The sequence below is a fragment of the Qipengyuania sphaerica genome, from assembly GCF_019711595.1.
GTDB classification, from domain to species: Bacteria; Pseudomonadota; Alphaproteobacteria; order Sphingomonadales; family Sphingomonadaceae; genus Qipengyuania; species Qipengyuania sphaerica.
This window is the reverse complement of the sequence record NZ_JAIGNR010000001.1, coordinates 23102-35850: the sequence shown is the minus strand read 5'-3', so window position 1 is coordinate 35850 and position 12749 is coordinate 23102. Positions and strand designations below refer to the sequence as shown.

Sequence of the window (12749 nt, the reverse complement as noted above, 5' to 3'; positions counted from 1 at the left end):
TTCGGACCTTGATTTTGCACCCGACCGGACGGCGGGCAAATATTCGTGATCGGGATTGAGGCACAATCCCGCTCGACGAAATCAATAGGGTCGCGATTGCAGCCCGGCCACCGACTCCCGGGCAATTCTCCGAATGAATTGGAGTCTGTTGCGAAAGGACAACATATCCATTCTAAGGAAAGAATAGATTAAGTTGCAAATTTGAAATCTGTTTATCGATTGTATATTTACTTCGGTGTGTGTCATTTTACGCTCTTACGTTCGAGAGCAATTTGTAGTAGCTTCAAATAGCAATCTTTCTATTCGACTCGTTTGCGATTCTTTAGTGCAAACTCTTGTTCGGCCTTTACTTTGCTGCGCTCCATTCTGCACACCCTTCGGCAGTAGTCGGCACTCCGTGGCGTTTGCGCCGGATGTCGAACACCACTGCCTTGATGATGGAAATCGCCATCAGAGCGACCACAAAGGAGAACGGCAGCGCACCGATAATCATCGTGATCCGGATCGCATCGATCCCGCCAAGGATCAGCATCGAACCGACGACGAAGGCCAATGCGGCGCCCCAGAACAGGATGTGGTAACGGCGCTGGCCCTCTGTCTCCCCCGCGCCATTGATCGTGTTCACGATCAGGATCGCACTGTCGGCCGATGTCACGAGATAGGTCATCAGCAGCAATACGACGAGCCCGGACACCGCTCCCGCGACACCCGGCGACAGCAACACCGAAAGCGTAGCGAAGAGCTGGTCCGAAATTCCGGTGCCGACGATCGAACCGCCGGCTGCACCGCTGAGCTCGAGATTGATCGCCGTTCCGCCAACCAGCGTCATCCAGACAAAGCACATTAGCGAGGGCACCAGCACAACGCCAAGGACATATTCCCGCACAGTCCGTCCGCGTGAAATGCGCGCGATGAACATGCCCACGAAGGGCGCGAATGCGATCCACCAGGCCCAGTAGAAGACCGACCAGTCAAGCTGCCATTGCACCAGCGCGTCCCCGGTCTCATCGCCGCCGGGAAACAGCGTCAGCGAATTGGGCACCAGCGTGCGGAGATAGTCCCACAGCCCGACGAACAGGTATACCAGTCCCAGCAGGCCCGAACCCACAATTGCGAAAAGGGCCAAGAGGGCGAAGGATAGCGCCATATTGAGGTTGGATAGCCACTTGATGCCCTTGCCCACGCCCGAAAGCGCGCTGATGGTCGAAGCTCCGACGAGCACCAGCAGTGAAATGACGACCGCCATGGCCGAAGACGACCCGTCGGCATCCAGCAGCCAGTCGCCAAGGCCAAGCCGTGCCAGGCCGGCTACGAATTGCTCGACCCCGAAGCCCATTGTGACGGCCACGCCAAGGATCGTCGCGACCACGGCAACGATGTCGATCACATGCCCCCAGATGCCCGACATGCGCAGCCCGAACAGCGGTACCAGCGCGCTGCGGATTGTAAGGGGCAGGTTGCGGCGATAGGCGACATAGCCAATGGCAAGCCCCACTAACGCGTAGCTGCCCCAGGCCGCGAACCCCCAGTGCAGGAAGGTGTAGATATAGGCAGGCCTGACCGCTTCTGCGGACAGCGGCTCGATCGTTCCGCGAATGATATCCGGATTGTTCGCGAAATGAGCGAGTGGCTCGCCCGTGGAATAGGTCAGCATTCCGATCCCGATGCCGGCCCCGAACAACATGGCGAACCAGGAGAAGCGCCCGAACTCCGGCGCCTCATCCTGCGCGCCGATCTTGAGCCGCCCCGATGCGGGCCAAAGGGCGAGCAGGAAACAGACGGCCATCAGCGAAGCAACCAGGTAGACATACCAGCCCGAGAAGCTGGCGATGATCGTCGAATTGGCCGCGCTCAGTGTTTCGCTGGCACTGACCGGGAAGAAGATCGCCCACATGATGATCAGCGACACGATGATCTTTGAAGGGATCGTCACGGCCCGACTGAACCCGTCGTAAAAGCCGCGATCATGCGTATCGATGGGCAGTTCGACGAGCGGCGGCGCTACGGGAGCGTCGTCAATGGAGTGCATGGGATGATCATCCTGTCGGGTGGCGTAAGGAGGCAAGGAAAAGCGCGAACGGTTGCAATCTTGCCGCGGATGGAGGTTCACCGAAGCATAGATAACGGCCCGAACAATGCAAACTCGGCTCGGGAGGAGTGGCAGTTGTCGCACCGGGATCGCCAAGGGTTGCGTCTTGCTTCAACCGATCTTGGGAGCACTAATAGACCAGAGAAGCATGGGCGCCCTGCACTCCATGTCGGGTCGTACTCGTAAGACCGCTCTTGTTTACATGGCGAGCTTGCCGCAACGCCCGCAAGCAGGGTCGTCTGCAGAATGTCAGCGTTCGGCTATCAAGCAACCGAAAGCCGCCAGTCCGCTTCCGGCCCCAAAGCTGCCGATCGAGTTCCTTCAACGTGAATGACTGAAATGGGGCCGGTTCCGGACGGTCCGGTTTTAGCCCGGGAATGCTTCATAGCTGCCATTCGGCTTCCGACCCGATTGCAGACATTGCTGCCGAAGAATTTCCACGACGGATACGTCGCTTAGAACTCAGCTGCTCACTGCGCCCGCCCTAGCCAGATCAATCCCCTCGGCGATGCTTGAGATGTATTTCATCGAGAGTTCGGTCATGGGACGGAGATCCTCCGCACCTCGCTTCCCCATCTTCCAATGACCGAATTCGTCCCGCTCAACCCATAACTTTGCCTCCATCGTGGCGAGTTTGCGGCGAACGGTCTCGCGCGGAATGCCCGTCACCTGGGAAATCGAGAGGGTGTTCAGCGGCTTCCTGAAATCGATGTCACGCTGTTTGAGCAGATCCGAATAGCTGAACGAAATCGGCAGTTCGTCCTTCGGCAAGAGAGCGGCACCAATCACGGCAAGGATCAGGGTGGCGTCGAGGTCGCCCTCGAATGCTTCCCGCAGTTCGCTCAGCAGGGCGATCATGCCTTCGACGTGGCGAGGCCACAGGATCGAGAAATGGACTTCGGCAATGCTCAAAGGATCATCCTGCGTTCAATTACATAGAAGCGGATGATGACAGGAGTGCCCATTTTGGGCAATAAGGGTCTGGTCAATGATGCTGGCCTGATGAAGACAGGGGTCAGCGGGTCGCCGAATCCACTTTGCTTGGAGTTGGCGAATGAATTTTCGAGCTGTCGCTTGCCAGACTACCGGCCCTCGGCGCGCAATGCGCGATTTGCCGCTTACCACCGGTCTTCTGACGGCCTGTCTTGCCTTTGCCCCAGTGGCGCATGGTCAGGATGAACCATCGCCCGATACCGACCCCGTCGAAGACAGTGATACCCGGATCAAGTTCACTCTTGAGGGCGGCATCAATGCTGTCGCCGAAGAGAACCTGTACTGGAACCTTGCAGACCGGTTCGCGCCCTCGGCCAATTTCGATTCCGACACGCAGTGGCTCGAAGTGTATGCCAAACCTGGCGTCGAACTTACTCATGACCTCGACGGTTCGAGCGAAATCTATGGTGGCTTCTCGGTAGTCGCATCGGCGACGCTGGGCACCGACGCCTTCGACCAGGAGAACACGGGGCGCGTCACGATCGAAGAGGCGTTTCTTGGTTTCCGGACCGGGTCTGTCGAAACGGGTCAGTTCGACCTTTCGATCGGCGCGCAGGAGCTCAAGCTCGGCACCGGCATACTCATCTCGAACGGTGCCTCCAACGGTTTCGAGCGTGGCGCGGTGAAGCTTGGCCCGCGCAAGGCGTGGGAGCGGACGATCATCGCGCGGTTCCGCAGGCAGGACCTGACCGCCACAGCGTTCTTCATCGACCCCAACGAACTCGCATCGAACAACACGAAAACGCACAGTGTTGGTGGCGACCTCAGGCTTGATTGGAGCAAGGGTGACTTCGCTGGCGTCAGCTATGTCAACGTCCTGCAGTCGGGCGCACCCTATCCGCAGGCCGCACCGGGCGGCATCGGACCGCCCGACTTCCTCGATGGCGGCCGCGAAGGCCTGAGTGCCATCTCATTCTATAGCCTGGTCCATCCCGCGCCGGACGCGGTTCCGGGCCTTTATGTCGGCCTAGACGGGGCGTATCAGTGGAACGACCGTATCAGCCTCGACGCTTGGGGCGGACGCATCAAGATCGGCCACGCTTGGAACGACAAACCCTGGCGCCCCGACCTGTTCTGGTCCTACCAGACCTTCTCGGGCGACGATCCGGACACGCCCGAACTCGAGCGGTTCGACCCGCTCAACTACGAGGGCTCGCCGGCGAGCTGGGCGACGGGATCGAAGGCCGCGCTGGTCTTCATCAACTCGAACGTCCAATCCCACCAGCTGACGCTGAGGACCATGCCGAGCCCCAAGGACTTCCTGACATTGAGGGCAGCCCACATCCGGGTGAACGAGCAGCGAAGCCCGATCCAGTTCGGCCAGGCGACCCGTCTCGAGATTAGCGATGACCTGGGCAGCGTCATTTCCGGCGTCACCGCGAACCACCTCGCTGACGATTTCTTCGTCGAATACACGCGCGTGCTCACGCCGAATATCTTCCTGACCGGCGGTTTCAGCATCTCGATCCCGGGTGAGGGAATCGAGAACGCATTCGGCGGTGACGCTCCCAGCTGGACCGGAGGTTTCGTCAACGTCGTCGTGAATTTTTAAGCGCGCCGCGAAGGCGGTTTCCCAAGGAGAGGAGTTTGAATGATGAAAAGGCTCATGACCCATTCACTGGCGGCAGGCGCACTCATGCTTACTGCCGCAGGGATGTCGCCCGTCAGCGCGCAGGACGATGCTGGCGAAGCGCTCAGCGATGAGGAGCAGGTCGACAACGGCCTGAAGAACTTCGGCTATATCGCCGGCCTCTCCCGCGGGTGCGTGGCCGAGAACCAGCAGGCCGCGTTCGAGCGTGACGTGCTCGAAATTCATGCCTCGATCACGCGGCTGCTCGGCGTGGACCGCGCGTTCCTGTTCTCCGCCGCATTCGGATACGGCACGAGCGTGATCACTGATAACGAGAACTGTGTCGAAGTCCTCCGGCAATACGAGAGCCGCTCGGAAAAATTCCGCAGCGCCGCAAAGGGAGGCTGAGCGATGTACGGCAAAATATTGGTATTGGTCGGAGCCGCAACGGTGCTCACCGGCATGCCGGTCGAGGTGCAAGCCCAGAGCTGGGAGGTACGCCGGGAAATCCGTGAAGCCAACCGCGAGGTCAACCGGGAGCGCCGCGAGGCGGACCGGCGCATCCGCCGATGCAAGGACCGCGAGTGCGTCGAGCGAGAGTATCGCCGCGCCAACCGCGAGGTTGCGCGTGAACGGCGCGAGGCGCGGCGGGAAGTCAGCCGTGAAATCCGCGAAGATTATTACGACCGGTTCTATCGCGGAAACGGCCGCTGGTGGCGCGACGGGCGGTACTGGAACCGCAACGACTACCTGCGTCGCTACTACAATCGCCGTGACAACGACGGTGCGGATGTTCTCACCGGAGTCCTCGTGGGTGCGGCCGTGGTCGGGGTGATCGCAGCTGTGACGGACGACGACTGACAGCCTTGAACAGGGAGTAAATCCATGCGCTTCATCTCTAAGATTTCCGGGGCCCTGCTCTCGCTGTCGGTTGCTGGCGGGATGGCCACCACAGCGGCCGCTCAGCAAGGACAAGCCCCCCTCTCAGCGGAGGAATCCGATCCGCGGGTGATGGGGTGGATGGTCGGCTCCCCGCCACCGGAAGACAAGATCATCACGCAACCGGATTCGGTCTATTTCAGCTTTCCGCGTCTGAGATGGAGCGTGTGTCATCTGCGCGAATTCCTTCCGACCGAAGAGATCAGCCGCGGACTGGGCGCGCCCGTCCCCCTGTCCTACCTGCCGCCCGACCAGCTCGGCGAATATGCGGATGCAATCGATGCGTTGACCTTCACGCCGATGAACTCCGACGAGGAGATGACGTGGCAGGAATCGCTCGGCGCGAACTACACCGACGGTCTCCTGATCATGCACAAGGGTCGCGTGGTCTATGAAAAATACTCGGGCTGCCTGACCGAGGACGGCAAACATGCCGCCATGTCGATGACCAAGTCGCTCACGGGCCTCCTCGCGCAGATCCTCGTGACCGAGGGCAAGCTCGACGAAGCCGCGCGCGTGATCGACATCATCCCTGAAATCGAGGGCAGCGCCTTCGCCTCGGCAACGGTGCGCGAGGTCATGGATATGACCACCGGCGTCAAATATTCCGAGAACTACGCTGATCCGAACGCAGACATCTGGGTCTATTCGCGCGCGGCGAGCCCGCTCCCCAAGCCGGAGGGTTACACTGGTCCAAACGGCTATTGGGAGTATCTGCAACAGGTCCAGCCGGACGGCCGCCACGGAGATGAATTCCACTACAAGACAATCAATTCGGACATGCTTGGATGGATCATCACGCGCGTGACCGGGAAAGAGGTGACGCAGCTGGCCTCGGAACGGCTCTGGTCGAAAATGGGTGCAGAACAGGCCGCTTACCAGACCGTGGACGGCAAGGGCGTTCCCTTCGCAGGTGGCGGGCTGACTGCCAGCTTGAGGGACCTCGGCAGGCTCGGCCAGCTCGTGCTGAATGGCGGAGTCATCAATGGAAAGCGCCTTTTCCCGGCTGCGGTAACCGAGCGAATAAGCCAAGGCGGCGATCCGTCCAAATTCCTTGGTTTCCCGACCATGCCGGGTGGCAGCTACGCCAGCCAGTGGTGGTCCTTCCACAACGAGCACGAGGCGTATGCCGCTCGCGGTGTTCATGGCCAGACGATCTATATCGACCCGACTGCCGAGATGGTGCTCGTCCGGTTTGCTTCCTTCCCGACAGCGGCGAACGGGCGGATCGATCCAACCTCGCTTCCCGCTTACCAGGCGGTAGCCGAATACCTGATGTCGAAGGACTGAGGGCAAACGGAGCGGGGGAAAAGCGATGTCGACAGTAAGGTTCTGGACGCTTCTCATTGCGGCTTTCGTTGCTTTCGGGTTTCCGACCAGCGCGCTCGCACAGGAGGCCGAACCGGACAGGCAGGAGCCAGAAGTCACCGAGGCTCCTGCCGAACCCGCTCCCGACGAACTGGTCGCTCTTGCCAGCCGGCCGAATATCTCCGTAGCGCAGCTTTCACATCTGCTTGTGCCGTTGACCGTGGAGGAACTGGAGGAAGTCAGCGAAACCTGGCTCCAGCTTGTCCGCGGCAAAACCGCTGAGATCGCACGGGCGCAAGCTGAACGCGTAAGCAGTGAAAACCCCTCGGACGAGGCGAAGATCGCCGCGATCGTGGGCCTCGTCGAACAGCGTGCCCGCCTGCTCGAGCGGTACACACTTGTTGTCGACTCACTGGAGCGCAAAGGCGGCAATCTGGATCTGGTTCAGAAGCTTCGCTCTTACCGGCAGGGCATTCTCTATGAGGAAACCGCGCTTGCTCCCGCAAGGGCGCTCTTGGGCTCCTTCATCGAATGGCTTGGGAGGCCCGATGGCGGCATCGCCGTACTCTGGCGGATATTCGTCGCTTTCCTCGCCGTCGCGGCAATCATTCTCGTTGCCCGCATTGCAAGGGGCTTCGTGAAGCTCTGGATCGGCAGGTTCACGAAGATATCCAAACTGCTGCAGGCATTCATCGTCGGTGCCTTTTTCTGGCTCTTCATCCTCGCCGGCATCATCATCGTGCTGGCCTCGATCGACGTCGACATAACGCCTGTGTTCGCACTCATCGGCGGCGCTTCATTCATTCTCGCGTTCGCGTTTCAGGATACGCTCGGCAATCTCGCGAGCGGACTGATGATCATGATCAACCAGCCGTTCGACGAGGGCGACTACATCGAGGTCGGCGGCGTCGGCGGGACCGTGAAGAATGTGAACATGGTCGGCACCACAGTCGCGACGCCGGACAACCGGATCATCGTCGTCCCGAACAAGAACGTCTGGGGCAACGTGATCGTGAACGCGACAGCCAGCGAAACGCGCCGCGTAGACCTTGAGTTCGGGGCTTCCTATGAGGACTCCATCCAAGAAGTGCTGGACCTTCTCAAGGAACAGGTTGCGGCTCACCCGAAGGTCCTGTCCGAACCTGCGGCGGATATACGCCCCGCCGAACTCGGCGCGAGCGCGGTGAACTTCGTATGCCGCCCGTGGGTGAAGGCCGAAGACTATTGGGATGTGAAATGCGAGCTCACGCAGAAGGTCAAAGAGGCCTTCGATGCGCGCGGCCTGGCGATGCCTTTCCCGCAGCAGGACGTGCACGTGAAGTCGCTGCCCAAGGACGCCAAATAGTCCCTCACAGATCGCGTATTCTGCGCCTTACGAAAATAGCAACTTGCCTCTTGCGGGGCGCATTTCATAAGTTAACTCGCCTTCGCGATGGTCGCGCCTTACCGCGACCCTACAGGCTTTCGCCCCTCGATTAAGCGCTCATCACACCCTGTCCGTGAGTAATGCATCTCAAAGTGATGTCCGCTTTCCACCCACTTCGCGACAGCTTCACTGAGCTACCGATGTGCCAGAAGCGGACCGGCTGCTAACGACCCGAAAGCAGACTGTCCGGTTCCGGTGTAAAACTATACAATCCGGACGCAACGCCCCTTGTCGCTCCACACCACTTAAGCGCTGCGACCCGTAAATTGCGAAACGACGCCCCCCTGCTGCGTACGTGTGCTGACTGATCTTCACGATTGTGAAAGGTGCCTCCGCTGCTAAGCGCCAGAGGGTGCAAGAGTTCGTCCAGCCGATAGGGACCCTATAACTCATTTGGTTTTTTGGAAGGCTGGCTAACCTTTAGCAGGAAATATCCGCCTTAAACCAGGTAGGTCTCATGCCGGCGGGGTGGACTTGCCACAACCGTGTAATTATCTCGTGAGATAATGCATTAAATATCCAAGCGTTAAGGCTCCATGCGCAACTTACCGAAAATAACTGTCGCAGTCTGTACATATCGTCGCAATGAGCCTTTGCGGACGCTGCTTGCAGCACTTGTGGAAGCTGCCAACGAGGTCCGTGAGCGGGCGAAGATCGGGGTCGTTATAGTAGATGATAACCCGGATGGGCGCGCTCGTTCCGTCGTTTGCGAATTCAAAAATAGATTTGCCGGTGGAGTGAGATACCGCATTTCCGGTATTGGCAATATCTCGGTCGCTCGCAATATCGCCGTAGATGTGGCCAGCAAAGGCTCCGACTGGGTGGCCATGATTGATGATGATTGCGAACCCACTTCCAGCTGGCTCGGAGCCTATCTCGATGTACTGGAGGGGACCGGCGCGGATTGCGCCACCGGACAAATGAACCTTCGGGTTCCTCCAGGATCCCCCCGCTGGCTGGAAGAACAACCGTTTTTCGATGATGTCCGCTTCGATTTCGAAGACCGGGCAGCTTTGGATGTCGCGGCCACTAACAACTCGATTATCCGCGCATCATTCTTGCGAGAGAACCCTCAAATCCGTTTCCTTCCCGAACTCGGAAAATTGGGCGGTGAAGATATGGTTTTCTATCGCACGGCGCACCGCGCCGGATTAAAGATTAGGTTCGCCAAAGCTGCCGGAGTCTGGGGGAATGAACCTCCCGAGCGTGCAACTTTGAAACACCAGATTCTTTATCGCTACTGGTTGGGCAATTCGACCTATGTGACAAATAGACACTTTGGTGTTGGCCGGGGCAGGCTTTTTCTGCGCGGGGCCAAAGGCTTCGTGGAGGCAGTTGTTCGCCCCTTCGCCAGGCTGAGTAGGCGAGCGCCCCCGCAATGGCGGTATGGTGTTGCCGCTGCGGCCGGAGGAGTTGGATTGATGAGTGGGGCAGTCGGTGTCCGCAAGAAACACTAAATGGGTCAGATTGAATGCGTATCAGTTTTGTTTTGCCGGGGCTTCATCGCGTGCACCGAGGTGCCGAAGTGGCATTCGAGGCTGTTGCGAATGAAATAGCCAATCTGGGCTTGGATGAAGTGACACTTTTTGGCTCGGGGACAGAATTGGCGGGCCGCGCATATGCGTTCTCGTCGACATCCCTAATACCCCGCGAAAGCTTCGAGCGCTTCCCCAAAGTTCCGCCCTTTCGAACCGAGTACATCTACGAGGAATCGACTTGGGCACTGAACCATCTGAGAAGTTATCGGCCCAATGACGCTGACGTAACGGTCACCTGCAGCTATCCGTTTGTAAACTGGATGCTCACGCGATGGCCACCGTTCCGTAGGAAGCCAGCTCATATTTTCGTCACTCAGAATGGCGATTGGCCCGCTTATTGCGATGATCTCGAATATTCGCAGTTCCGCTGCGATGGCTTGATTTGCACCAACCCCGATTATTACGAGCGCAACAAGGACAGGTGGCCCTCGATCCTCGTCCCCAACGGCTTCGATCCGAAGAAATTCTATCCGGCCAAAGGCGACCGCGCGCAGTTCGATTTTTCGGAGAAGGGGCCGATCGTCCTTATGGTCAGCGCCCTAGTCGATAGTAAGCGCGTTTTGGAAGGAATGCGGGCCGTCGCAGAAATCCCCGACGCACAACTTGTGGTCGCCGGCGATGGCCCATTGAGGGAAAAATTCGACGCTCTCGGTGAGGAGATCATGCCTGGACGTTTTCGTCGAATGACACTGCCTCTGGATCAGATGCCCGACCTCTATCGTGTTGCCGACGTCATGCTTCATCCAACTTTCCACGAGTCATTCGGCAACGTTTATGTCGAGGCTCTTGCGACAGGTATTCCGGTCGTCGCCCACGATTATCCGGTGACGAAATGGATATACGGGGGGGATTATCCTGGACTCACAGATGCAGGCGATGAGGAGCTCTTGATCAAGGCACTCAAGGCAGCGCTCGAGCGCGGTAAAGAAAATGCCATCCGCCGCGCCGACAATGCCGTAACGCGGTTTGCATGGGAGAACATCGCCAAGAAGTATCGCGAGTTCCTCGCCGAGGTGCACGCACGACATCGAAGCCTCGTATCTTGAGCCAATCGTTGCTTGTCCAACCAATTACGGTTCGGGAGCCGTCTGCGCTCATGCGGCTGCGCAACCGTGCAATTCTTGCTGGTCTCCGGTCCGCGACGGCCTTGTCGCAGGCTCTGTCAGGAGGAAGGGCGATTGGGCTCGCCTGCGTTTTCGCTGCAAAGCTGATGAGCAAGGATGATTGGCTCAAATTCGATCTTGGGGGCGGTGGGACCTTTGGCGTGCCGAGAAATGATCGCTATTGGTTGCATTATTTGTTGCTGGAAAGGCAGTACGAGCCAGATCTTGATCACTTCCTTTCCCGGATGATGACAGGTGGAGATTCGTTTCTGGACTGCGGCGCCAACCTGGGCTTGTGGAGCGTGGTAGCATCTCAGGTAATTGATGATCCACGCCGTGTAGTAGCGATCGAAGCGGGCAAAAGAACTTTTTCGCGACTTAAACGAAACTGGGAAACCAATGGGAAAAGCTTCTCGGTGATCAATAAAGCTGTCGGATTGCGGTCGGGTGACAGTGTGACCTTTTATAGTAGTGAGAGCGATCACGCGTCGGCGACGATGAAAGCAGAATTGTCACCCCAAGATGCGAAAGTCGAATTGATCGAAACAATCTCAGTCGGCGAGCTAACCGACCAACAGGCCGAGTTCAGAACCTCAGATGACCAGTTGATATTCGTTAAGCTCGACATCGAAGGAATGGAACGTGAAATTTTCGCTTCTATTGAACCTGGAAAGTTTGGGAATGTGATCTTCCTGTTCGAAGATCACGGCAATGTACGCGATCACATTTCCATCGACGCATTGGAACGAGGCTTTCAAGTTGCGTTTCTCGCGGATGATGGGTCGATCGAGGTTATCATCCAAGAAAATATTGGCCGCTTGGATTTATTGAAGACCAACCCCGCGCGGGGCTACAACCTGATAGCCTTGTCTCCGAACGGTATGGCGGAGCGACGAATTACCCGCTGCTTCGGTCCGATCCTTCAAGGTAAATGATGCCCGGCGCACACGCGGATACGCACACCGTGCGTCCTTGAATAAACCGAAGCAACGCTCGTCCGATCGTGAAAACTCTCAACCCTTCAGAATGTTGGGAAACAAAAAGCCGAGAAAGCATTGGACTCCTTGTGAGTTAACCGGTAGTTAACCCTTTGAATCCTGTCGCGGAGTGATTCTTTTCCCGGAATTCGGGGAAATTCGGGGCCAGCGGCAATAATGCGAACGGAGACCTAAATGAGGAAAATTCTACCAATCGCCATGGCCGCAGCTGCATGCACCCTTGCGGTACCGGCAGCCGCAACTGTAACGATCGACGACACCAGTCTCGAGAATGTTGACGGTCCAGACACCTCGAACGGTACGACGACGATTTCCTTCGACGACTCCAATCTCGAAGAGCCGACGTTTTACGAGTGGCTTACCCTGACGAACGATCTCGCGGGACTTTACAGTTTCACGGTCGATACCAGTTCGATCGATATTGATTTCACCGAGGTATTTCTCAGTGACGGCAGCGGCACGATCACTTCGCTGTCGGAGTTGTTCGACGATGGAACCATCGAAGCCTGGGGCCTTTCGAATTTTGCTCTCGATGCAGGTCAGTACAGCCTGAATATCTACGGTGACAACCGCGGTCAGGGAGCCCTCGGCGGGACAATCACCATCACCCCGGCCGTACCTGAACCGGCGACATGGATGATGCTGCTTCTTGGCTTCTTCGGTGTTGGTTTGGCCCTGCGCCGTAATCGGTCAACAAGGCCAGCCGAGCTGCTTCGAGTGAACATGACCTGAGCCTTCAGGATCGCAAAACAGTTGAGATCGACCCCGCGCCATCAGATGGCGCG

Annotated in this window: 11 protein-coding genes; 9 read left to right on the top strand and 2 right to left on the bottom strand. The window is 58.1% G+C overall.

The window, feature by feature from the left end:
* Positions 1 to 346: 346 nt before the first annotated feature.
* Positions 347 to 2029: a BCCT family transporter gene (locus tag K3178_RS00160; RefSeq protein ID WP_221569385.1), complete on the bottom strand. Its 1683-nt coding sequence runs from the start codon at positions 2027 to 2029 to the stop codon at positions 347 to 349.
* 522 nt (positions 2030 to 2551) lie between these two features.
* Entirely contained in the window at positions 2552 to 3001 is a 450-nt protein-coding gene (locus K3178_RS00155; protein ID WP_221569384.1) for a helix-turn-helix domain-containing protein, read from the bottom strand.
* Positions 3002 to 3143: 142 nt separating this feature from the next.
* On the opposite strand from K3178_RS00155, the gene K3178_RS00150 reads away from it, so the two are divergent.
* The 9 genes from K3178_RS00150 to K3178_RS00110 all read left to right on the top strand — a co-directional run bounded on the left by K3178_RS00150 (position 3144) and on the right by K3178_RS00110 (position 12696).
* Positions 3144 to 4634 carry an alginate export family protein gene (locus tag K3178_RS00150; protein ID WP_221569383.1) on the top strand — a complete coding sequence of 497 codons (1491 nt, stop codon included), beginning with the start codon at positions 3144 to 3146 and terminating at the stop codon, positions 4632 to 4634.
* A 39-nt stretch (positions 4635 to 4673) separates the two neighbouring features.
* Positions 4674 to 5060, top strand: a complete 387-nt coding sequence (locus K3178_RS00145) for a hypothetical protein (protein ID WP_221569382.1) — start codon at positions 4674 to 4676, stop codon at positions 5058 to 5060.
* 3 nt (positions 5061 to 5063) lie between these two features.
* Positions 5064 to 5513 (top strand): hypothetical protein, encoded by a 450-nt coding sequence (locus K3178_RS00140; protein ID WP_221429238.1) that lies wholly within the window; start codon positions 5064 to 5066, stop codon positions 5511 to 5513.
* A gap of 24 nt (positions 5514 to 5537) precedes the next feature.
* On the top strand, positions 5538 to 6881 hold the full coding sequence (locus K3178_RS00135) for a serine hydrolase domain-containing protein (protein ID WP_221569381.1): 1344 nt from the start codon (positions 5538 to 5540) through the stop codon (positions 6879 to 6881).
* Between the two features lie 25 nt (positions 6882 to 6906).
* The gene (locus K3178_RS00130; protein WP_221569380.1) at positions 6907 to 8244 is read left to right on the top strand and encodes a mechanosensitive ion channel family protein; all 1338 of its coding nucleotides are present in this window, start codon (positions 6907 to 6909) and stop codon (positions 8242 to 8244) included.
* Between the two features lie 617 nt (positions 8245 to 8861).
* Entirely contained in the window at positions 8862 to 9782 is a 921-nt protein-coding gene (locus K3178_RS00125; RefSeq protein ID WP_221569379.1) for a glycosyltransferase family 2 protein, read from the top strand.
* A gap of 14 nt (positions 9783 to 9796) precedes the next feature.
* A complete protein-coding gene (locus K3178_RS00120; protein WP_221569378.1) occupies positions 9797 to 10909 on the top strand; it encodes a glycosyltransferase family 4 protein in 1113 nt (370 codons plus the stop codon).
* A gap of 50 nt (positions 10910 to 10959) precedes the next feature.
* Entirely contained in the window at positions 10960 to 11901 is a 942-nt protein-coding gene (locus K3178_RS00115) for an FkbM family methyltransferase (protein ID WP_221569377.1), read from the top strand.
* A 237-nt stretch (positions 11902 to 12138) separates the two neighbouring features.
* Positions 12139 to 12696, top strand: coding sequence for an FxDxF family PEP-CTERM protein (locus K3178_RS00110; protein WP_221569376.1), 558 nt, complete (start codon positions 12139 to 12141; stop codon positions 12694 to 12696).
* Positions 12697 to 12749: the final 53 nt, after the last annotated feature.

Excerpts from the sequence above, each read along its gene's own strand:
- K3178_RS00150 (WP_221569383.1), top strand. The coding sequence starts at position 3,144 with ATGAATTTTCGAGCTGTCGCTTGCCAGACTACCGGCCCTCGGCGCGCA.
- K3178_RS00125 (WP_221569379.1), top strand. The coding sequence starts at position 8,862 with ATGCGCAACTTACCGAAAATAACTGTCGCAGTCTGTACATATCGTCGC.
- K3178_RS00110 (WP_221569376.1), top strand. The coding sequence starts at position 12,139 with ATGAGGAAAATTCTACCAATCGCCATGGCCGCAGCTGCATGCACCCTT.
- K3178_RS00135 (WP_221569381.1), top strand. The coding sequence starts at position 5,538 with ATGCGCTTCATCTCTAAGATTTCCGGGGCCCTGCTCTCGCTGTCGGTT.
- K3178_RS00115 (WP_221569377.1), top strand. The coding sequence starts at position 10,960 with ATGCGGCTGCGCAACCGTGCAATTCTTGCTGGTCTCCGGTCCGCGACG.
- K3178_RS00160 (WP_221569385.1), bottom strand. The coding sequence starts at position 2,029 with ATGCACTCCATTGACGACGCTCCCGTAGCGCCGCCGCTCGTCGAACTG.
- K3178_RS00140 (WP_221429238.1), top strand. The coding sequence starts at position 5,064 with ATGTACGGCAAAATATTGGTATTGGTCGGAGCCGCAACGGTGCTCACC.
- K3178_RS00120 (WP_221569378.1), top strand. The coding sequence starts at position 9,797 with ATGCGTATCAGTTTTGTTTTGCCGGGGCTTCATCGCGTGCACCGAGGT.
- K3178_RS00145 (WP_221569382.1), top strand. The coding sequence starts at position 4,674 with ATGATGAAAAGGCTCATGACCCATTCACTGGCGGCAGGCGCACTCATG.
- K3178_RS00130 (WP_221569380.1), top strand. The coding sequence starts at position 6,907 with ATGTCGACAGTAAGGTTCTGGACGCTTCTCATTGCGGCTTTCGTTGCT.